Genomic DNA, 22077 nt, shown 5'->3' on the forward strand with positions numbered 1-22077 from the left:
GGGCACATCCGACGACGGAGAAGCGATGGGGCTGCGCGATGGCGGACAACGGGACGACGGCGACCACGGAGCGCACGAACACCCCCGGCGACTTCACCGGCTGGTGCTGCTGGGCGCCGTGCTGGTCCTGCTCCTCCTCGGCGGGGCCGGCCCCGCGTCGGCCCACGCCGGACTCGGCAGCACCGACCCCCGCGACGGCACCGTCCTCGACTCCGCCCCCCGGCACATCACCCTGACCTTCACCGAGTCCGTCGGCCTGCTCGACGACTCGGTCCGGGTCATCGCCCCCGACAACCGTCCGCTGCGCACCAGCGGGGCCGCACACGTGGACGGCCGCTCCGACACAGTCCGGCTGCGGCTGCCCGCCGACCTGGAGGACGGCACGTACACCGTGGCCTGGCGCGTGGTCTCCGCGGACAGCCACCCCGTCTCCGGCGCGTTCATCTTCTCCGTCGGCGAACCCTCCGCGACCACCGTCGCCGTCACCGCCCCGGCCGAGGACCCGGCCGCGACCTCGCTGTACAACATCGCCCGCTACTGCGCGTACGGCGGACTGGCCCTGCTCATCGGCGTCCTCGTGTTCACGGCCGCGGTCCTCGGCCGCCCCTCGAAGGCCCTGCGCCGGCTGATCCCCGCGGCCTGTCTCACCCTGCTGGTGTCCACCACCGCCCTGCTCCTCCTGCGCGGCCCCTACGAGCGCGGCACCGGTCTCGCCGACGCCCTCGACCCGGCCGTCCTGCGCGCCACGCTCACCAGCAGGCCAGGGCTGGCACTGCTGGCCCGGCTGGCGCTGCTGGCGGGGGCGTTCCTCCTCGTACGACGGTCCTGGCGCCGTCCGCACGCCGTGCTGGGCGTCCCTCTCGCCCTCGGCCTCGCCCTCACCTGGGCCGCCGCCGAGCACGCCTCCGCCGGCATTCAGGTGCCCGTGGCGATCACCTCCTCGGTGCTGCACCTGCTCGCCATGGCCGTCTGGCTGGGTGGCCTGACCGCCCTGCTCACCGTGCTGTACCGCGCCCCGCAGGACCTCACCGCCCCCGCCGTCACCCGCTTCTCCCGGCTGGCCTTCGTCTGCGTGGCCGTCCTGACCGTCACCGGCGTCTACCAGTCCTGGCGCGGCCTCGGCTCCTTCAACGCCCTCACCGGCACGACGTACGGCCGCCTCCTGCTCGCCAAGCTGGCCGCGGTGACCCTGCTGCTCGCGGCCGCGGCCGTCTCCCGCCGCTGGACGTCCCACTGGGCGGCACAGCCGGCCCGGACCGCTGCCGCGGAGAGGGTTCCGGAACTGGTGGGGGGCCGGGCGGCGGGCGTGAGCGAACCGGTCGACGGTGCCCCCGTCCCCACCCCGACCCCCACCCCACCCCCCGACGGCGACCCGCACCGCCGCGCCCTGCGGCGCTCCGTCCTCGTCGAGTTCGTGACCGGGGTGCTCGTCCTGGTGATCACCACGCTCCTCACGGTCACCCTGCCGGGCCGGGCCGCGAGCGAGAGTGCCGCCGCGCAGGCGGCCCCGGCAGGCGGGGCGGCCGCCGCGTCCAGCACGGTCGTCCCCTTCGACGTCGGCACGCCGAACGGGCGGGGCAGGGTGCAGGTCGAGCTCTCCCCCGGCCGCGTGGGCCGGAACCAGGTGCAGGCTGTGGTCTTCGGGTCCGACGGCGGTCTGTCCACCGTTCCCGAGCTGCGGATGACGTTCACCCTGCGCGCGCAGGACGTCGGCCCGATCGACGCCCGGCTGGAGGACCGCGGTGGCTACTGGGCGACGGACACGCTCCGGCTCCCGCTGGCGGGCACCTGGACGATGCGGATCACCGTCCGGACCACGGAGATCGACCAGGTCACGGTGGAGAAGGACGTGCGCGTCGGCTAGGACAGACCTGGGGTCTGATTGGTTGTGTTTATTTCTGTGACAGCCTGTGCGTGATCGCTGGGGCGTACGAGTGTGACGGTTACGTTTCAACAAAGGGTGACGTCCACCCTTGACGTATGCCCGGACATGCGGCTGTTATTACGCCACCCTCGTGTTCGGTCAGGTTGTTTTCTGATTGGTTTCGACCAATTTTCGGACCGGACCCTGCCCCCCTTCAGGAGCCGCTATGCACACAACTCCCTCCGGTCTCACGCTCCCTGGCCCGAGCCGCCGCACCCTGCTGCGCGGCGTCGGCGGCGCCGCCGTTCTCGGCGCCGGCATACCCCTGCTCAGCGCCTGCGGCGGCAGCGGCACGGCAGCCGACCCGAAGACGGTCACCCTGGGCTCCAAGGCGTCCGACCCGGTGCCGAAGAAGGCGTTCGCCGACATCTACGCGGCCTACAAGAAGAAGTCCGGCATCACGGTCGACGTGAACACCAAGGACTCGAACACCTTCCAGGAGCAGATCAACTCCTACCTCCAGGGCACGCCGGACGACGTGTTCACCTGGTTCGCCGGGTACCGGATGCAGTTCTTCGCGGCCAAGGGCCTCGCCACCCCGATCGACGACGTGTGGCAGAAGATCAGCGGCAACTTCCCCGAGGCGATGCAGAAGCTCAGCAAGGGCGAGGACGGCAAGTTCTACTTCGTGCCGCTCTACACGTACCCCTGGGCGGTCTTCTACCGGAAGAGCGTCTTCGCGGAGAAGGGCTACGAAGTCCCCACCACCTGGGACGACTTCATCGCCCTGTGCAAGCAGATGCAGAAGGACAACCTGGTCCCGATCGCCTTCGGCGACAAGGACGCCTGGCCCGCGCTCGGCACCTTCGACCAGATCAACTTCCGTAAGAACGGCTACGACTTCCACGTCGACCTGATGGCAGGCAAGGCCTCCTGGACCGACGCCAAGGTGCGCGCCGCCTTCGACCTGTGGGCCGAGATCCTCCCCTACCACCAGGAGGGCGCCGTCGGCCGCACCTGGCAGGACGCGGCCCAGACGCTGGTGTCGAAGAAGGCCGGCATGTACCTCATGGGCGCCTTCGTGGCCCAGCAGTTCACCAACCCGGACGACCTCGAGGACCTCGACTTCTTCGCCTTCCCGGAGATCGACCCGGCGCACGGCCAGGACACCGTCGAGGCGCCGACCGACGGCTTCATGATGAGCAAGAACCCGAAGAACAAGGCCGAGGCGGTCAAGCTCCTGGAGTACCTGGGCACCCCGGAGGCCGAGGACATCTACCTCAAGTCCGACCCGAGCGTGGTCCACGCCTCCACCAAGGCCGACACCTCTTCGTACAGCGCCCTGCAGAAGAAGGCGTACGACATGATCAGCGGCGCCAAGAGCCTCACCCAGTTCATGGACCGCGACAGCCGGCCGGACTTCACCTCCACGGTGATGCAGCCCGCGCTGCAGAAGTTCATCCGCGATCCCAAGGGCGTCGACAGCCTGCTGTCCTCGATCGAGCGCCAGAAGAAGACGATCTTCGCCTCCTCATGAGCACCGACATCACCAAGGAGATCCCGGAGGCGGCCACCGTGCCGCCTCCGGGCGCTGCCCCCGCCAAGCAGAAGAAGGTGCCCCAGGGGCACCGCCGCCTGCTCACCCGCCGCGACCGGCTCACGCTCGGTCTGATGGCGACCCTGCCGACGATCCTGCACATCGCCCTGGTGTGGGTGACCGCGCTCGCCTCGATCGCGCTCGCCTTCACCACCTGGGACGGCATCGGCTTCGACTCCATCCAGTGGGTCGGGCTGCAGAACTTCAAGGAACTGTTCGAGCAGAACCCGCAGTTCTGGCCGGCTGTCCAGCACAACGTCATCTGGTTCGTCGTGCTGATCGTGATCCCGACCCCGCTCGGCCTCTTCCTGGCCGTGCAGCTGGACAAGAAGATCCGGTTCAGCCGCTTCTACCAGACGGCGTTCTTCCTGCCGGTCGTGCTGTCCATGGCCGTCATCGGCTTCGTCTGGCAGCTCGTCTACAACCCCGACACCGGTCTGATCAACAGCATCATCGGCGCCAACGAGCCCGGAAAGTACATCGACTGGATCGGTGACCCGGACCTCAACCTGTGGGCGATCCTCGTCGCCGCGTCCTGGCGGCACACCGGCTACATGATGATCCTCTACCTGGCCGGCCTGAAGGGCGTCGACCCGTCCCTGCGCGAGGCCTCCGCGATCGACGGGGCGGGCGAGTGGCAGACGTTCAAGAACGTCGTCTTCCCGACCCTGCGCCCCACCAACACCATCGTCCTGGTCGTCACCATCATCGAGGCCCTGCGCGCGTTCGACCTCGTCTACGTCTTCAACGGCGGTGCCGAGGGCACCGAGCTCCTGTCGATCCTCGTGACCAACAACATCGTCGGGGAGTCGAGCCGGATCGGATACGGCTCCGCGATCGCCGTCGTGCTGCTGCTGATCTCGCTCGTCGTGATCATTCCTTACCTGGTGGCCACCTTCCGGAAGGAGCGGCGAGCATGAGCACCGCGACTGTTGCCGTGAAGAAGCGCACGCCGGTCCGCCCCGCCCGGGTCCTGCTGCATGTCGTCCTCGGCAGCATGGCGCTGGCCTGGCTGGCGCCGCTGGCGTGGGCGATCTACGCGGCCCTGCGTCCGTACGCCGAGACCAGCGAGAAGGGCTATGTGTCCCTCCCGGACACGCTGAACTTCGACAACTTCACCAACGCGTTCACGCAGTCGGACATGACGCACTACTTCGGGAACACGCTGCTGATCGCCGTCCCGGCGGTGCTGCTGACGCTGTTCCTGTCGTCGATGGTCGCCTTCTACGTCAGCCGCTTCGACTTCCGGATCAACCTGTTCCTGCTGCTGGTCTTCACAGCCGGAAACCTGCTGCCGCAGCAGGTCATCATCACGCCGCTGTACCGCCTGTACCTGCTCATCGACCTGCCGGGCATCACGATGAGCGGCAAGCTGTACGACTCCGCGCTCGGCCTCGTCCTCATCCATGTGGCGTTCCAGTCCGGCTTCTGCGCCTTCGTGCTGAGCAACTACATGAAGATGCTGCCGCACGAGCTGACCGAGGCCGCGCTGGTCGACGGTGCCTCGGTGTGGCGCCTGTACTGGCAGATCACCCTGCCCCTGTGCCGCCCGGCGATGGCCGCTCTGGCGACGCTGCTGTCCATCTGGATCTACAACGACTTCTTCTGGGCCCTCGTCCTGATCTCCACCGGCGAGAACATGCCGATCACCTCGGCGCTGAACAACCTCTCCGGCCAGTACTTCACCGACCCCAACCTGGTCGCCGCCGGCGCCCTGCTCACCGCTATCCCGACGCTGATCGTCTACTTCCTGCTCCAGCGGCAGTTCGTCAGCGGCCTCACGCTCGGCGCCAACAAGGGCTGACGCCCGCCTTTTCGAAAGAGAACCACCGTGCCCCACCCCTTCACGCCGCTCGCCTCCGTGCCCGTGGACGTCAGTACCGCCCGCGTCCACGAGGAGGGCTGGCAGTCCTGGAGCCCCAGCGGCGCCTACGCCCTCGGCGACAAGCCGTACCGCCCGACCAACGACAACTGGGCGACGGTCTGCTACCGCCCCGGCCACACCGTCCCGGACGACACCTTCCAGGGCGAGGGCCTGCTCGCCCTCGACCCCGGGGACGGTTCCCCGGTCCGCCTGTGGGCGGCGGCCGACCCGACCCGCGAGGTACCGTCGATCCGGCTGGTCGTGACGGACGGCACCGCTGAGGTGAGCGCGAACGGCCCGGTGAAGGAGTGGACGGGCGCCGACATCCGGTCGACGCTGGCGGACTGGGCCTCGGGGCTCGGCCTCGAAGCCCCTCGCACCGCACCCACCGTCTGGTGCTCCTGGTACGAGTACTTCACCGCCGTCACCGAGGACGACATCCACGAGAACCTCCGTGCGATGGACACGCTCGACCTGCCCATCGACGTCGTCCAGATCGACGACGGCTACCAGAAGGCCCTCGGCGACTGGCTCACCCTCTCCGGCCGCTTCCGCTCCCGCGCCGGCATCGCGGACGCCATCCGCGCCCGGGGCCGCCGGGCGGGCATCTGGACGGCGCCGTTCCTGGTCGACCCGGCGAGCGAACTGGCCGCCGAGCACCCCGACTGGCTCGTACGGTCGGCCGACGGCGCCCCGCTGCACGCGGGCCGCAACTGGGGCCACGACCTGTACGTCCTCGACACCACCCACCCGGACGCGGCGGCGTACCTGACGGAGGTCTTCACGACCCTGCGCTCCGAGGGCTACGACTACTTCAAGGTCGACTTCCTCTACGCGGGCGCGCTGGAGGGCGTACGGCACGCGTCGGTGGACGCGCTCACGGCGTACCGCTCGGGCATCGAGCTGATCCGCGAGGCGATCGGCCCGGACGCGTATCTGCTGGGCTGCGGCGCGCCGATGCTGGCGTCGATCGGCCTGTTCGACGCGATGCGGGTCAGCCCGGACACCGCACCCCACCGCCGTCCCGAGGCCGACGACTACAGCCAGCCCGGCCAGGACCCCGCCGAGTTCACCGGCGTCGGACGCCAGTGGCAGCACGGCCGCCTCTGGATCAACGACCCCGACTGCCTGATGGCCCGCCCGGCCGTGGAGACCCGAGAACGCTGGGCCGCGCATGTCGAGGCGACCGGCGGCCTGATGGCCTCCAGCGACCGCCTGCTGTCGCTTGACGAGTGGGGCGTGGCCACAACGCGCCGTCTGCTGGGCGGTGTTGCCCGATGAAGCGGGTGCTGAACGTCCCCGGTATCGCCTACGGCGGCGACTACAACCCCGAGCAGTGGCCCGAGGAGGTCTGGGCCGAGGACATGCGCCTGATGCGCGAGGCCGGGGTCACCATGGTCAGCGTCGGCATCTTCTCCTGGGCGCTGCTCGAGCCGGCCGAGGGGGAGTACGACTTCTCCCGCATGGACAGGATCCTCGCCCTGCTCCAGGAGAACGGCATCGCCGCCGACCTGGCCACCCCGACGGCCGCGCCGCCGGCGTGGTTCTTCCGCGCCCACCCCGAGGCGCTCCCGGTGGACAGGGACGGCCGCAGACTGTCGTACGGCAGCCGCCAGACGTTCTGCCCGAGCAGCCCGGCGTACCGCAGGGCGGCCCTGCGGATCACCCGCGCCCTGGCCGACCGCTACGCCGACCACCCGGCGGTGGCGATGTGGCACGTCCACAACGAGTACGGCTGCCACAACGCGGAGTGCTACTGCGACACGAGCGCGGCGGCGTTCAGGGTCTGGCTGCGCAACCGCTACGAGGACCTGGCTGCCCTGAACCACGCCTGGGGCACCACCTTCTGGAGCCAGTGGTACTACGACTGGGACGAGATCCTGCCGCCCCGCGCCACCGGCGCCGTTCCCAATCCGACGCACCAGCTGGACTGGCGCCGCTTCTGCTCCGACGAGCTGCTGTCGCTCTGCACCGCCGAGCGGGACGTGCTGCGGGAGGCGGCCCCCTCGATCCCCGCCACCACCAACTTCATGGTGATGCAGAACTTCGACGCGCTGGACTACTGGCGCTGGGCGCCCGAGCTGGACGTCGTCTCCAACGACCACTACCTGATGTCCACCGACCCCGAGTCGGAGATCGACATCGCGCTCAGCGGCGACCTGATGCGCTCGCTGGCGGGCGGCCCGTGGCTGCTGATGGAGCACTCGACGGGCGCGGTCAACTGGCAGCCCGTCAACCGCGCCAAGCGCCCCGGCGAGCTGCGCCGCAACGCGCTGGCTCACGTCGCGCGCGGCGCGGACGGCATCGCGTACTTCCAGTGGCGGGCGGCGAAAGCGGGCGCCGAGCAGTGGCACTCGGCGATGCTGCCGCACACCGGCACGGACAGCCAGATCTGGCAGGACGTCGTCCGACTGGGCGCGGATCTGCAGGCGCTGTCGGAAGTCCGCGGCAGCACCGGCACCGCCGAGGTGGCCATCGTCTGGGACTGGAACGCCCGCTGGGCCCTGGAACTGCCCTCCCAGCCGAACGGCGAACTCCGCTTCCAGGACCTGGTACGGGACTGGTACGAGCCACTGTGGCGCGCGGGCATCGCCGTCGACTTCGTCCGCCCGGACGCGGACCTGTCGTCGTACCGCCTGGTCCTGGCCCCGAACCTGTACCTGGTCGACGACACGGGCGCCGCGAACCTCACCGCCTTCGCCCGCCGCGGCGGCACCCTCGCGGTCGGCTTCCACAGCGGCGCGGTCGACGAGAACTGCCACGTACGGCTGGGCGGCTACCCCGGCGCGTTCCGCGAGGCGCTCGGCGTCCGCAGCGACGAACTCTTCCCGCTCCTCCCGGAAGAGACGGTCGGCCTGACCGGCGAGGTGGCGCCGGACGCGACCGGGACCCTGTGGTCGGAGCGGGTGCGCACCGAAGGCGCCCAGGTCGTGGCCTCGTACACGGACGGCCCCCTGACCGGCCGCCCGGCAGTGACCCGCCACACCTTCGGCGAGGGCACGACGTGGTACCTGGCCACCCGCCCCGACCCGGCGACCCTCGGTTCGCTGCTCGACCGCATCCGCTCGGAAGCGGGCGTGGCGCCGGTCCGCACGACACCGGACGGAATCGAGGCGGTGCTGCGCCGCGGCCCGGACGCCGACTACCTCTTCCTGATCGACCACACGGGCCGGGGCGCGGAGGTCTCCGTGTCGGCAGCGGCGACGGAACTGCTCACCGGCAAGCCGGCCGAGGACGGTTCGGTCACGGTCCCGGCGGGGGGCGTGGCGGTGGTACGGGAGCCGCGAGAGTAGCCCCTGACACCGGGAACACATTGCCTGGAGGGAGCCACCATGGAGGTGAGCGTGCTCACCGTGCCCGGCCGACTGCTGGGGGGCTCCCTCCATGCCCGAGCTGCCAGACGTCGAGGCATTCCGGAAAGTGTTCGAGTCCTGCGCGCTGCGCAGGGTCGTCCGACGCGTCGACGTGCGTGACGCCGGCGTGCTGCACAGGGTGAGCGCGCGGGGGCTGCGCGACGCGCTCGAGGGCCGGCGGTTCACCGACCTCGAGCGCCACGGCAAGTGGCTCCTCGCCCGTATCGGCGGCGGCCACATCCTCATGCTGCACTTCGGCATGACCGGTCGACTGGTCTGCGGCCATCCCGACGACGCCGCCGAACCCCACGACCGCGTCCTGTTCACCCTGGGCCGGGACCGTCAGCTCCGCTACCGCGACCAGCGCAAGCTCCAGGGCCTCTGGCTGGCCGACGATTCCGAGGTCGCACGGTTGCTGGCCCGCCAGGGCCCCGACGCGATGGCGGTGGACCGCAAGGAGTTCGAGGCCGCGCTGTCCTCCCGCCGCGGCACCCTCAAGACCGCTCTCACCGACCAGTCCGTCCTGGCCGGCCTCGGCAATCTGCTCGCCGACGAGATCCTCTGGCGCGCGCGACTGCGCCCCACCGGCCGGGCGGGCGATCTCACCGAGGCCGACCGTCGGCGCCTGTACACACAGATGCGCCGCACCCTGCGCTCCTCGGTCACGGCCGGCTGCGTACCACCGCGTGACTCCTGGCTCACCGGCCACCGCGACGACCCCGACCCGCACTGCCCACGCTGCGGCACCCCCCTGCGCCGGTGCCGCCTGGCAGGCCGGACCACGATGTGGTGCCCGCGGTGCCAGCCCGGTCCTTAGCGTCAGCTGCCGTCAGCCTTGATCTTCTTCATGGTGAGGTGGGACTGGAGGCGAAGAACCGCGGGCAGGCCGCTGAGCTTCTCGGTGACGAAGGCTTCGTAGGCGGCGTGGTCGGCGGCGGCGACGCGGACGAAATAGTCGGGGCGTCCGTACATGCGACGGAATTCGACGACCTCTTCATAGGAGGCCACGGTGTCCTCGAACTCCTCGACGGTTCTGCGGTCCTGGGCGTAGATCTCGACGTCGATGAGGACTTCCAGCCCGCGTCCCAGGGCCTCGGGATCGATGACGGCCCGGTAGCCGGCGATGACGCCGGCCTCTTCCAGCCGCTTGACCCGACGCAGACAGGGCGGCGGAGTCAGACCGACCCGCTTGGCCAGTTCCACGTTGGTCAGCCGCCCGTCCTGACGCAGGTGAAACAAAATTTCCTTGTCCAGGGCGTCGAGGTTGATTTCATTGCTCATGAAGAGATCGTATAGGCACAATCGGCAACCATATAAGGCGAGAAGCTTTCTAAAATGTCGACATGCGCACAAGCCCCGCCGTTACCGCCACCACTGCCGTTGCTGACGGTCGGTCCAGGCCCGCCCCCATGCGGGCGGCCTTCGCGGACTCCACCTCCGTGGGCCTGGGCTTCCTCCCGCTCGGTCTCGCCTTCGGGGCGCTCGTCGTTCAGTCCGGTCTCGACTGGTGGTGGGCGGGCCTGTCCGCCGCACTGATCTACGGCGGATCGTTCGAGTTCCTGCTCATCGGCATGGTCACCGCCGCCGCCCCACTGGCGACGATCGCCGTGACCGCCTTCATGGTGAACGTCCGGCACGTCTTCTACGCGCTGTCCTTCCCCCTGCACCGCGTGACAGGCCGCCTCGGCCAGGCGTACAGCACCTTCGCGCTGTCCGACGAGGCGTATGCCCTGACCGCCGGAGACCAGGCCCGCACCTGGCCCAGCCGCCGCATCCTCTGGCTGCAGCTCTTCATGCACCTGTACTGGGCCGGCAGCGCGACCGCCGGAGCCCTGCTCGGCTCCCTCATCCCGGACAGCGTCACCGGCCTGGACTTCGCCCTGACCGCCCTGTTCACCGTCCTGGCCCTCGACGCCCTCCGGGACCTGCGTGGCGACCTGCCCATCCCCCTGCTCGCCCTCCTCAGCGCCCTGGCCGCCCGTCTCCTTTTCCCCGGCCATCTGCTCCTGGCCGCCTTCGCCCTGTTCACGGCCGGGCTCCTGGCCCGCCACTACACGACCGGCAGGAAGCCGAGCCATGTCTGACACCCGCTATGCCATCGCCGCGATCGCCGTCACCGCCGCCGTCACCTGGGGCCTGCGCGCCCTGCCCTTCGTGGCCCTCGCCCCGCTGCGCGCGAGCGGCACCGTCCAGTACCTCAGCACCCGCATGCCCGCCGGCGTCATGGTGATCCTGGTCGTCTACTGCCTGCGCGACCTGCCGTTGCCGGAGCCGCGCGCCGTCGCCCCGCCGGCTGCCCTGGCCGTCACCGTCGGCCTGCACCTGTGGCGCCGCAACGCCCTCCTGAGCATCCTCGGCGGCACGGCCGTACACGTGCTCCTGGCGAGTACGGCCTTCGCGCACTGAGCCCGAACGACCAGGGCGGGGGCTACGCGGGCATGACACCGTGAATGCGGGAGAGGGTGAAGACGCGGTCGTCGTTGCGCAGGTGGCACCAGGCATACAGGTAGGGCGCGTCGAGTTCGAGCTCGCTGAGGGTGCGTACGGTGCGGCTGCCCGAGGCGGCGACGTACTCGATGGTCACCTCCCGCCCCTCGTCGATGGCGTGGGCCAGCTGACGGACATCGGCGAGGGACAGCAGGCGCGCGCACCCGGCGACGATTTCCTCGGTGTCGCTGTCGAAGGGGATTCCGTTGCCCGGTTCGGGCTGCGGGGTGCTCGGCGGCGCGGCTCGCAGCCTGGTGGCCAGGGCGCCCAGGTCGACGGTCGCCGGGACCTGCGGTGTACGGGCGCTCGCGTTCCGCCTGCCCGCCGTGCCGCCCGGCAGGCGTGGCGGCGGGACCGGGCCGGCGGCGCGGGGGCGCCGGTTCTGCTCCACCCGTACGGTTCCGTCAGCGGTCTCGGCGACGGGGGCGTAGCCCGCGGCCCGGAGTGCGGCCAGGGTCTTCTCGAGCGGGGTCCGGCTGACCAGCACCGTGGGTGCCAGCTGCCGCAGGCCGAGGCGGGTGAGCTTCCGATGGGCGGCGAGTTCGGCGAGGAGGGCGGGTTCTTCGCCGTGGATCACGCAGGCCGCGGAGGTGACGCGCATCCGGCCGTGGCTGCGCGCGGTGTCGTGGATCAGGTACGACAGCGGCTGGGGGAGGGCGCCGACGGCAACGGCGGCCAGGTCGGCCGCGATGGAGTCGGGTGTCCGGCCGGCGTCCAGGGCACGGCGGACGGTGCTCGGGCTGAAGCGCCACACGGATGCCGTGCCGCCGGCTTCCCTGTCGGCGACGGCATCCAGCAGGTCGGCGAGGTGGGCGGACGGTGTGCCGGTGACGACTGCGGTGAGGTCGGCGCCGAAGCGGGCTGTCCTGGTGGCCGTCGGCAGCAGCCGCTGACAGGCCGCGGCGAGTGCTTCGGCGTCTTCGGCCTCGAGGGCGGCACCGATGCGGGACAGGGCACCCCGCGCGATGACGCCGAGCAGTTCCGCTTCGCGGACCAGGGTGGCGAAGGGTGTGGTGTCCTCGGGGAGCTGATCGGCGAGCGGGCGGTACCAGGCGACCAGCGGCCCCAGTTCCGCGGCGTTCTTCGCTCCCCGGCCCGCAGGAAGGTGCGTTGCGGCGGTGAGGAGCCCGTGCCGGGCCTGTACACAGCCCGTGCAGGGCGGTGCTCCGGCGAGTGCGGGCAGCGCCTTGCCGTCTTCGTCGCGGGCCCGGGCCGGGGTGAGCGGCAGCGTCCGCCAGGCCTGGAGAAGTACGGTGAGCTGCTCGGCAGGTTCTCGTTCCGCCCAGGCGTCGTAGTCTTCCGTCGCCGCGACCTGGTCGCCGTCCCGGGCCAGCAGCCCGGCGGCGTACGCCGCTTCCAGAACGAGACGTACCGCGATGTCGTCGCACTGCGCTGCCCTGCCGATCCGGGACAGCTCACGTGCCCCGACCCCGCCGGACTTCAGCAGCTTCGGCGGAACGGCCGAGCACGCCGCCAGCACCGAGGCGGCATGCGCGGCGAACGCCGTGGCCGCGGCTGCCGCCTCCCGGTCCACTTCTGCCGAGCCGACGGGCACCGTAGGCACGACGGGCGGGACGGGCTCGAACGGGGCACGCCAGTCGGCTCCGCGCAGTGCGAGCGCCACCTCGGCCGGCATACGGGCGGCTCCGTACCGGTGACGGTCCTGGACCAGCAGTCCCCGCTCCAGCGCCCAGCGCGCACCCGGCCCCGAGTCGGCCTGCGGGGCCCCGAAGACGGTGAACTCCGGCCGGTCCGGCGCGTAACTCGCCCGCCGCTCAAGCAGCTTTCGGGCGGCCGCGGGTGCCTGTGCCACCAGTGCGGCGATCCGTTCCGGGTCGCTGTGGTGATCCACCAGAGCCGCCAGCCGTTGCTGCTTGGTGCCACCGGGCCGTTCGCCCAACGCCACCAGTATGGAACGCAGTTCCTCGGAGGTCATGTCCGCCAGCAGCCGGGTCAGGGGTGCGTCCAGCCCCAGTGGTGCGTCCCATGCCTGCCGCAGCGGGGCCGCCATGTGCAGCAGGCCCTTGTCGTCCGGCCACACCAGTGCGTGATCGGCCAGCACGTCCAGCGCCGCGTCCAGCGCGCAGGCGCTCTCCTCGCCCGTGGCTCCCAGCAGCCGCGCCAGGCCGGCGCGCGGCACGGACGCCACGGCTGCCAGCGCCTCGGCCACCTGCAGATGCGGCAGCGCGATCCGGGGCAGCGCCAACGCCACCGACGCCGGGCGCTGCAGACGGTCCGCCAGTTCGCCGACCGATCGCGGCTCCGGCGGTGACACGGCGTCCGCACGAGCCGCGAGAACCCGCTCCAGCCGTGGGGTGTCAAGACCGTGCAGCCATGCGGCCAGAGTCGATCCGCTGCGCATACTGATGCGAACACCTCACCGTGACAGAGCACCATGTGTCTTCCGGACCGGCGACGGTCCTGGCAGGGCACAAGGATGGCGCATCGAAGGACGGCGCGCGCCACACGGCAGCAGGATTCAACCGGAAGTGCAACCGAAGGCCGGGACTTCGAGCAACGATGCGCCCGCGTAGGCGACAGCTCTATACCACGTCCAGCTTCGGGTCAGTTGCGCGGACGACCCATCGTTCGTTAATTCTCGGAGAACTCTTCTGCAACCTTCCATCGCATGCATCTGTCTGGCTAACGCAGGGATGTGTAGGGGTTCATGAAGAGGAGCTCAGAACGTGACCGTGCGTTCCTTTGCCCGGCGAATGCGACCGCGAGTCGAGCGGAAGGCCGCCGAGAGGGTGTGGCAGCTGCGTACCATGCGGCGGCGCCGCAGGGCAGCGGTCACGGACCCGGTGCTCCGCCCGGTGGCGGTGCGCGGCCAGCAGCTCTACGGACGGGTCGTGACCCGGTTCAGCGCTGCTGAGGCGGCCGCCGCCAACCTCGGCCTGGTCGTCGCCGCGCTGGAGCAGGAAGGTATCCCCTACTTCCTCGTGCCGGCCTCCCGTACGCGCCACACGGTCGGCGTGAACGCCGTCGACCGGGAGCGCTTCCTCACCGTCCTCGAGGCGCAGAACGCGGGGAAGGCGGTGTTCATCGGCAGACCGTTGCCCGGCGGAAAGCTCAAGAATCCCGCACTGTTCATGGACGGTGTACTGCCGACCCCGCTGCGTACGGCCCCCACGCTGCGGATCGGGGAGAACCACCTCGGGCCCTCCGGTCAGCTGCTCGCCGGGCCGGAGCTCGCCTGCGACGTCGAGTTCTGGGAGGACGGGGCACAGCTCCTCGCCTCCGACGACGGGCCTCGCCGGCTGGCCAAGGTGCAGCCGCAGGCCTCCGAGGACATCTTCGCCGAGTCCCTCATCGCGCCGCGGAACAACGGCATCACCGACGTACTGCCGGCATCCGAGCAGAAGCCGGCCGCGGTGCGGGTCGGCGACCGGGAGCTGCCGAGCTTCGTCCCGCTCACCCTGCCGACCGTGAACGACGTGACCTTCCCCGTCGATGTCGTCTACACGTGGGTGGACGGCGAGGAGCCGGAGATGCGGGCCAAGCGGGCCCGGTACCAGGAGCACGGCATCGCCGAGATCCTGGACAAGGAGACCAACGCCTCCCGCTACACCAGCCATGACGAGCTGAAGTACTCGCTGCGCTCGCTCGCGATGTACGCCGACTTCGTCCGGCACATCTACATCGTGACCGACGGCCAGAAGCCGCACTGGCTCGACGACCGGGCCCCGGGGATCACGGTCGTCGACCACCGCGACATCTTCCCGCAGGATGTCCTGCCGGTGTTCAACTCCCACGCGATCGAGACCCGGCTGCACCACATCCCGGGCCTGTCGGAGCACTATCTGTACTTCAACGACGACGTGTTCGTCGGCCGCCGGGTCACCGCGGAGCACTTCTTCCACGGCAGTGGTCTGATGAAGATCCCGGTGTCCCCGCTAAAGATCGGCGTCGGCAAGCCGCACGCCGAGGAGACGGCCACCAACTCCGCCAGCAAGAACGTCCGTCGGCTGCTGCTGGAGAAGTTCGGGCGGATGACGACGAACAACTTCATGCACACCCCGTTGCCGCAGCAGCGAGGCACGCTGCAGGCGCTCGAGGAGCTGTTCGAGGAGGACGTCCGCCGTACCACGGCGTCCCGCTTCCGCTCGCCGCAGGACATCGCCATGACGGCCCCGCTGCTCTACCAGTACGCGCTGATCCCCGGCCGCAAAGTGCCGGGGAAGTACAGCTTCCGGTATTTGAACCCTCTTCCCCGCAAAGCGAGGGAGATTCCTGACTCACGCTGCTCTCCCGCTCAGCGAGCGGGGAGTCTGACGCGATCAACGCCAGCCGGGACGGAACCTGCCCGGTGCCCTGAAAGACAAAGGTGTTGCACTGCGCCGGACTTGGTTCTCGCCCGGAACGCACTGACTGTAGCGCGCTTGGGACGCTCCGTGTCCGCACTTTGGCGATGCTCCGCATCGCCGTGCTCGGGAGGCGATTCCTCCCCGGCGTGAACGCGGGGGCATGCTCGCCAGACATCGTGCGGCCCGGGCCCGACGGCGCCTGCGGGCCGCCGTCCCCGGACCGCGCCGGGTCACCTTCGGACCGATGCGGCTGTACGGTCGTACGGTCGCCGGCTACACCGCCGCGGACGCCGTCGAAGCCGATCTCGAGCGGGTGTGCAGCCTGCTGGAGGGGCTCGGCGTCCCGTACTTCCTGGTCCCCGCCGACCACGGGTACGGTGCGTCGCGGCAGGTCATCGGTGTGGAGGAGACGTACCGCGGCGCGGTCCTCTCCCGGGCCGCTCAGCGCTTCGCCGGCACCGTCGGGTATGTCGGCGCCGTCGGACCGGACGGCGCCGTGACGAACGCGGCACTGTGGGCCGACGGGAAGCTGCCGCGGGCGCTGAGGCGGGCAGCGGTGCTCCGCACCGGCGTGGTGCGCCTCGGCCCGAAAGGGCAGGTCCTCACCGGCCTCGAAACGGGCTGCGACATCGAGTTCTGGCGGCACGGCCGGGACCTCGCCACCGCTGCCCCGGGCACGGATCCCTCCTGGCTCACCGTGCCCGGCAGCCGGTTGCCGGACGTCTTCGGCCCGGCGCTCGTCGCCCCCCGCCGCAACCCCGTGTCGGAAGTGCTCCCGGTGGTGGCGCAGCAGCCGGCCGCGGTGGCGTGCCGCCGCCGCAGCGTGCCGACGTTCGCCCCGTTCGCCGAGCCGGGCATCGACGAGGTGCGCTTCCCCGTCGACGCCGTGTACACCTGGGTCGACGGGGACGACCCGGCGATGGCCGCGAAGCGCCGTGCCCATCAGGATCTCTCCGACAACGTCATCGCCCCGCGCGAGACCGGCGCCTCCCGCTACACCAGCCACGACGAACTGAAGTACGCACTGCGCTCGCTGGAGATGTACGCCGGGTTCGTCCGGCACATCTACCTGGTGACCGACTCCCAGATCCCCGCCTGGCTGGACCCGGACGCGGAGGGCCTGACCGTGGTCGACCACCGGGACATCCTCCCGGCCGACGCGCTCCCCGTCTTCAACTCGCACGCGATAGAGAGCCGACTGCACCACATCCCTGGCCTGTCGGAGCACTACCTCTACTTCAACGACGACGTCTTCATCAACCGCCCGGTACGGGCCGAGAACTTCTTCCACGGCAACGGCATCGCCCGGATCCCGCTGTCCCCGCTGAAACTCGGCGTCGGCACCCCGCACCCGCTGGAGCCGGCCCCGAACTCTGCCGGCAAGAATGCCCGCGAGGTGATCAGACGCTTCCACGGCAGACACATCACCAACAAGTCGCTGCACACCCCGCATCCCCAACTGCTGTCGGTCATGCGGGAGATGGAGTTCCTCGAAATCGAGGAACTCGAGCGGACCTCCTACTCGCGCTTCCGCTCCACCACCGACGTGGCCCCGGCGTCCACACTCCACCACCACTGGGCGATCGCAACCGGCCGAGCCGTCCCCGCCGACTACCGCTTCCGCTACGTCCAACTGGGCACACCGGACATGCGTCGGCGCCTGGCCCGCCTCGCAACCGGGGAGGACATCGACTTCTTCTGCCTCAACGACGTGGACACCGCCCCGTCGGCCAGGGCGGCTGTCCAGGCCGCGATCCGCACCTTCCTGGAACGCAAGTACCCGTTCCCGAGCCGCTTCGAAGGGGCGCCTCAGACCACCTCGCACCCGATCGCGCCACTCACGGCGAGCATCCCGCCGCAGCCGACACGGGAGGAAGCACAGCTTCGCGATTGACCCTGCCCGTGTTGCAGCCCGTCCGCGCAGCGGGGCGTCGCCTGACCGCAGTCGCCCCCAGGGCCTTTCATCTGCCCTGGTGGGCGGCTGCGGAGGATACGAGATTCGAACTCGTGAGGGGTTGCCCCCAACACGCTTTCCAAATGTTCGTCCGGGGGTTCGGGAGTGATCAGGAGTGTCCTGGCCTGCGGCGCAATGGTGCTGAGGGCAGGTGCCGGACGGTGCTGAACACCGGTGAATGCAACCAGAACTGCAACCACGGGGGTTCAGTTCCTGTTCATGCCCTGCACCAGGCGCTGAGCAGTTCCTCGGGGCCGTACGCGGCTTGCAGCCCGGAACAACTGACCCCGTTGCGGGAGACCGCCACGAGCGGTACAGGCTCGTCGGTGATCGCGGCTCGGTGCTTCTGCAGCGCGGCCAGGTCGTGGCTGTCGAACGCGGAGTGCTCCAGCCACTTGACCGAGCCGAGGAAGAGCAAGTGCTTGGCCACCGGCTGCCTGTCAGCGCCCACCAGGTCGATCTCGACGTCGTTGCTGCGGGTCCAGTACCCGCCGATCGCCGGGGCGGCGGGCAGGAGCCCGTCCGGCAGGAGACGGGCGAGGGATTCCCGGACCAGGGGCTCGATCGCGCGGCCCCGCCAGCTCGTCCACTGCTCCTTGATCCGGCTCAGTGTGAGATCGCCCCGCATCCGCTCGATCTCCGCCATGTGCGGATCCAGAAACGCGAGCCAGAACCGCAGGTAGGGGTCGGCCACCCGGTAGCGGCGTTCCTTCGACGGTCTCAGTGAGAGGGGCAGTTCGGCGGCCACCACCCGTTTCTCGGTCAGCACGTCAGTGGCTCGGGTGAGAGTGGTGTGGGCGATACCGCCGGCGGCGCGCGCGATGTTGGTGAACGTTCGCTCCCCGGATCCGATGGCCCGTAGGACTTCCCTGCTCATCGCCTGTGGTGGAAACTCCGCGGCCAGTGAGCGCTCGGCGGAGACCAGCAGCGCCGAGATCGGGTTGTCCAGCGAGTCGCGGAGGAACTCCCAGACGTCCGCTCCGGCCCGCCACTCCGCGCAGATCAGCGGGAGACCGCCCGTGATCAGCGCGGCGTCGAAGGCGGCGACCGGCGGAAGTCCGAGCATCTCGCCGATGTCGGCCGGGTTCAGCGGCCCCACGACCATTTCGCGGCCCCGCTGATGGAAGGGGCGGTCGTAGCTGTTCAGCGCCTCCATCATCGACAGGTCGGATCCGACCAGTAGGAGGAGAACCGGCTTGCGGCTGAACAGGCGGTCCCACGCCCGCTGGAGCATGCCCTCGAAGGCGTCGATGCGGTCCATGAGATACGGAACCTCATCGATGACGACGACGCTGGGAGCATCGTCGGGCAGGACTTCCGCGAGCAGCCTGAATGCTGCATTCCACTGCGTCGGGGTCTCCTCCAGGAACAGTCCCCGCTCCGGGAGGGTGGATCTGGCGACGGCGTCGAGCAGCTCCGTCAACTCGTCCTCCGCCGTGCCGCCCGCCGCGGTGAAAAAGAGGTACGGCTTCTTGGTACGCCGGAGGAACTCCTCGACGAGGCTGGACTTACCGACTCGCCGCCTTCCCCGCATGAGGATGCACTGTCCCGGTTTCGCCGACCCGACGGCCTCATGAACTGCCTGCAAGGCGTTGTCGAGCACGTTCAGCTCGCGGTCCCGCCCGATGAAACGACGCATGGCAAGTCTCCCGATGGAGATAGTCTCGACAGAGATACTATCGCCATCGATACCATCTCTCTCTTATTCGAGCATGAGGCTCATGACGCTGTGGATACGGGAGAGTGTGAAAACGCGCTCGTCGTCTCGCAGGTGGCACCAGGCTTCGAGGTAGGGCGGGTCGAGCATGAGGCGGCTGAGGGTGCGCACCGTCCGGTTCCCCGAGGTGGCGACGTACTCGACGGTGATGGGTTCACGGGCATCGATGGCATGGGCGAGCTGACGGACGTCGCTGTACGGCAGGCGCTTCGCCCACCCAGCGACGATCTCCTCGGTGTCCGTGGCGAAGGCCGCTCCTCCGTCGAACGGCGCGGGTTCGGGAGGCGTCGGCGGGGCCTTCAGCAGCTGGGCCGCCAAGATGTTCGGATCAACTGGGGCGGGTGCCTTCGCCACGCCTGTGGCAGTGATCCGGCCGCTACCCCTCGCGCCGGTGCCGCGCGGAGTCGGCACAGGAGCGGCGGCCCGCTGAGGCCGGGTCTTCTCGATCCGTACCGTGCCCTCGGCAGTCTCGGCGACGGGGGCGTAACCCTCGGCCCGGAGCGTGGCGAGAGTCGTGTCGAGCGGGCTGCGGCTGATCAGCACCGTCGGCGCCAGCTGGCGTAGCCCAAGCTTGGCGAGCTTGCGGTGGGCGGCGAGTTCCGCCAAGAGCGCGGGTTCGTCGCCGTGGAGGACACAGGCGGCGGGGGTGATGCGCACGCGCCCGTGGCCACGCGCGGTGTCGGTGATCAGGTACGACAGCGGCTGCGGCAGGGGCCCGGCGGCGACAGCGGCCAGGTCGGCTTCGATGTCGTCGGGGACACGGCCGGCGTCCAGGGCCCGGCGGATGCTGTCGGCGCTGAACCGCCACACCGATGCCGTGCCGCTGGTCTCCCGGTCGGCGGCGGAGTCCAGGAGCGAGGCCAGCCGCGCGGACGGTGTGCCGGTGACGACGGCGGTGAGGTCGGCGCCGATCCGTACCGTCGCGGTGGCCGAGGGCAGCAGCCGCCGGCACTCGATGCCCAGCCCCTCCATGTCGCCGGTCCGCAGATGGATGCCGAGGGCGGACAGGGCGCCGCGAGCGAGTACGCCGAGGATTTCGGCCTCACGGATCACGGTGGCGAACGGTGTTCCCTTCGGGAGCGATGAGTGGGCGAGCGGGCGGTGCCAGGCGATCAGGGGCCCCAGATCCGAGGTGACCGTCGTGCCCTGCCCTGCCGGAAGCTGTGCGGCTGCGGCCAACAGCCCGTGGCGGGCCTGCAAGCAGCCGTTGCAGGGCGGTGCGTCAGCGAGGGCAGGGAGCGCCTTGTTGTCCTCGTCGCGCGCCTGGGTGGGGGTGAGCGCCAGGTTCCGCCATGCCTGGAGCAGTACGGCGAACTGCTCCGGGGGTTCCTGTTCCGCCCAGGCGTCGTACGCCTCGGTGGGCGCCACGCGACTGCCGTCCCGGCCCAGGAGCCCGGCGGCATACGCGGTCTCGAGGGCAAGGCGTACGACGGCGTCGTCGGCCTGCGCGGCCTTGCCGATGCGGGCCAGTTCACGCGCACCGATCCCACCGGACTTCAGCCGGGCCGGCGCGGTCGCCGAGCAGGCCGACAGGATCGAGACGGCATGGGACGCGAACGCCGTGGCTGCAGCCGATGCCTCATGGTCCACCTCCGCCGGGGTGACAGACGCCGATCGCACGGAAGGCGGGACGGGCGCGAACGGAGCGTGCCAGCCCGGTCCGCGCAGCGCGAGCGCCACCTCGGCCGGCATACGGGCCGGGCCGTAACCGTGACGGTCCTGGATCAGGAGTCCCCGGTCCAGTGCCCACCGGGCGCCCGGTTCGAGGCCGGGGCCGGGAGTGCCGAGCACGATGAACTGCGGTTGCCCCGGCCCACCCTCCGCCCGGCGTTCGAGCAGCTTCCGGGCCGCCGCAGGGGCTTTCGCGACCACCGAGACAACCTGTTCCGGGTCGCTGTGGTGTTCCACCAGTGCGTCCAGTCGCTGCGGCTTGGTGCCCGGTGGCGTGACACCCAGTGCCGCCAGCATGCCGCGCAGCTCGTCGGAGGTCGCGCCCGCGAGCAGCTGCTCCAGCGGAGCATCCAGCCCCAGGGGGGCGTCCCATGCCTGGCGCAGCGATTTGGCCATGCGGAGCTCGCCCGCGCTGTCCGGCCAGACCAGAGCATGATCGGCCAGCACTTCCAGCACGGCGTCCAGCTCGCGAGTGGTTTCGTCGTCCGTCGCACCCAGCAGCTTCGCCAGGGCATCGTGCGACGCGCGCGCACCGAGCGCCGCCAGCGCTTCGGCCACCTGGAGGTGCGGCAGCGCGAGCAGCGGAAGAGCCAGTGCCACCGATCCCGGGCGCTGAAGACGATCCGCCAGTTCTCCCACCGAGCGCGGCTCCGGAGGGGACATGGCGTCCTTTCGTGCTCCGAGCACGCGTGCCAGACGAGAGCCGTCGAGGCTGCCCAGCCATGTCGCCAGTGGGGGTCGGGACTTCACGCGGGATGCACCTCGTCAGACCAGGGGGTCACAGCGGGGGCCGGAGTCTCGGCGCCGGGTTCAAGAATGGCGTATCTCCGTGATCAGCGGGTGCAGCATGAGGGCAGGTTCCCTCCAGCGAGCGTTGGCGGCTTGTGGCCCGCCTCGACTGCGGGGCGAGAGGCCCGAGCGGATCCCGCGCCGGGACTCGCCGCGCATCCTGTACCGCCTCGCCGAACTCCAGAAGTCGATGGGCGCGGGGGACGCGACTGGGTTCGACATCAAAGCCCTCCAAGGGCACAACGCCCGCTGGTGGCAACCGTCGCGACGTCTACCGCCGGGTTCCGTAGGGGGCTGCCACGTAGCCGGTGCCGGCCACCCGCCGTGGGATGCGGAAGCGTGCACCTGGCTGTTCGCCGAGATGTCCTGAATGTCGACTGTAAACGCAACCAAAAATGCAACCGCTCCACGCCGAAGAGTCGAGCCACGACTGTGGCTCGACTCTTCGTTTCGCCTGTTCAGGCGGCTGCGGAG

At 70.2% G+C, this 22077-nt stretch carries 15 protein-coding genes; 11 read left to right on the top strand and 4 right to left on the bottom strand.

Annotated features, from left to right (window positions below; all coding sequences use genetic code 11):
* Positions 1-25: 25 nt before the first annotated feature.
* From ACKTSN_RS24350 to ACKTSN_RS24380, 7 genes are all read left to right on the top strand, one after another.
* Positions 26-1864, top strand: coding sequence for a copper resistance CopC/CopD family protein (locus ACKTSN_RS24350; RefSeq protein WP_409471052.1), 1839 nt, complete (start codon positions 26-28; stop codon positions 1862-1864).
* A 226-nt stretch (positions 1865-2090) separates the two neighbouring features.
* Positions 2091-3401 carry an ABC transporter substrate-binding protein gene (locus ACKTSN_RS24355; RefSeq protein WP_409471053.1) on the top strand — a complete coding sequence of 437 codons (1311 nt, stop codon included), beginning with the start codon at positions 2091-2093 and terminating at the stop codon, positions 3399-3401.
* Positions 3398-4381 carry a carbohydrate ABC transporter permease gene (locus ACKTSN_RS24360; RefSeq protein WP_409471054.1) on the top strand — a complete coding sequence of 328 codons (984 nt, stop codon included), beginning with the start codon at positions 3398-3400 and terminating at the stop codon, positions 4379-4381. The genes ACKTSN_RS24355 and ACKTSN_RS24360 overlap by 4 nt, the downstream gene beginning before the upstream one ends.
* Positions 4378-5265 carry a carbohydrate ABC transporter permease gene (locus ACKTSN_RS24365; protein ID WP_409471055.1) on the top strand — a complete coding sequence of 296 codons (888 nt, stop codon included), beginning with the start codon at positions 4378-4380 and terminating at the stop codon, positions 5263-5265. Before ACKTSN_RS24360 ends, ACKTSN_RS24365 begins: the two co-directional genes overlap by 4 nt.
* 27 nt (positions 5266-5292) lie before the next feature.
* Entirely contained in the window at positions 5293-6606 is a 1314-nt protein-coding gene (locus ACKTSN_RS24370; protein ID WP_409471056.1) for a glycoside hydrolase family 36 protein, read from the top strand.
* Positions 6603-8618: a beta-galactosidase gene (locus tag ACKTSN_RS24375; RefSeq protein ID WP_409471057.1), complete on the top strand. Its 2016-nt coding sequence runs from the start codon at positions 6603-6605 to the stop codon at positions 8616-8618. The genes ACKTSN_RS24370 and ACKTSN_RS24375 overlap by 4 nt, the downstream gene beginning before the upstream one ends.
* A 91-nt stretch (positions 8619-8709) precedes the next feature.
* Positions 8710-9495: an Fpg/Nei family DNA glycosylase gene (locus tag ACKTSN_RS24380; RefSeq protein WP_409471058.1), complete on the top strand. Its 786-nt coding sequence runs from the start codon at positions 8710-8712 to the stop codon at positions 9493-9495.
* 2 nt (positions 9496-9497) lie between these two features.
* On the opposite strand, the gene ACKTSN_RS24385 is transcribed toward ACKTSN_RS24380, so the two are convergent.
* Entirely contained in the window at positions 9498-9959 is a 462-nt protein-coding gene (locus tag ACKTSN_RS24385; protein ID WP_409471059.1) for an Lrp/AsnC family transcriptional regulator, read from the bottom strand.
* Positions 9960-10021: 62 nt separating this feature from the next.
* Between ACKTSN_RS24385 and ACKTSN_RS24390 the strand changes: the two genes are divergently transcribed.
* A complete protein-coding gene (locus tag ACKTSN_RS24390) occupies positions 10022-10762 on the top strand; it encodes an AzlC family ABC transporter permease (protein ID WP_409471060.1) in 741 nt (246 codons plus the stop codon).
* A complete protein-coding gene (locus ACKTSN_RS24395) occupies positions 10755-11084 on the top strand; it encodes a branched-chain amino acid transporter permease (RefSeq protein ID WP_409471061.1) in 330 nt (109 codons plus the stop codon). Before ACKTSN_RS24390 ends, ACKTSN_RS24395 begins: the two co-directional genes overlap by 8 nt.
* Positions 11085-11106: 22 nt before the next feature.
* Here ACKTSN_RS24395 and ACKTSN_RS24400 read toward each other — a convergent pair whose 3' ends face one another.
* A complete protein-coding gene (locus ACKTSN_RS24400) occupies positions 11107-13527 on the bottom strand; it encodes a helicase-associated domain-containing protein (RefSeq protein WP_409471062.1) in 2421 nt (806 codons plus the stop codon).
* Between the two features lie 352 nt (positions 13528-13879).
* On the opposite strand from ACKTSN_RS24400, the gene ACKTSN_RS24405 reads away from it, so the two are divergent.
* On the top strand, positions 13880-15622 hold the full coding sequence (locus ACKTSN_RS24405; RefSeq protein ID WP_409471063.1) for a stealth conserved region 3 domain-containing protein: 1743 nt from the start codon (positions 13880-13882) through the stop codon (positions 15620-15622).
* Between the two features lie 10 nt (positions 15623-15632).
* Positions 15633-17366 (top strand): stealth family protein, encoded by a 1734-nt coding sequence (locus ACKTSN_RS24410; protein WP_409471064.1) that lies wholly within the window; start codon positions 15633-15635, stop codon positions 17364-17366.
* A gap of 277 nt (positions 17367-17643) precedes the next feature.
* Here ACKTSN_RS24410 and ACKTSN_RS24415 read toward each other — a convergent pair whose 3' ends face one another.
* Both ACKTSN_RS24415 and ACKTSN_RS24420 read right to left on the bottom strand, forming a co-directional pair.
* On the bottom strand, positions 17644-19065 hold the full coding sequence (locus ACKTSN_RS24415) for an ATP-binding protein (RefSeq protein ID WP_409471065.1): 1422 nt from the start codon (positions 19063-19065) through the stop codon (positions 17644-17646).
* A 63-nt stretch (positions 19066-19128) separates the two neighbouring features.
* Positions 19129-21564: a helicase C-terminal domain-containing protein gene (locus tag ACKTSN_RS24420; RefSeq protein ID WP_409471066.1), complete on the bottom strand. Its 2436-nt coding sequence runs from the start codon at positions 21562-21564 to the stop codon at positions 19129-19131.
* Between the last annotated feature and the right edge of the window lie 513 nt (positions 21565-22077).

This window comes from Streptomyces flavusporus (genome assembly GCF_046267975.1).
Classification (GTDB): Bacteria; Actinomycetota; Actinomycetes; order Streptomycetales; family Streptomycetaceae; genus Streptomyces; species Streptomyces flavusporus.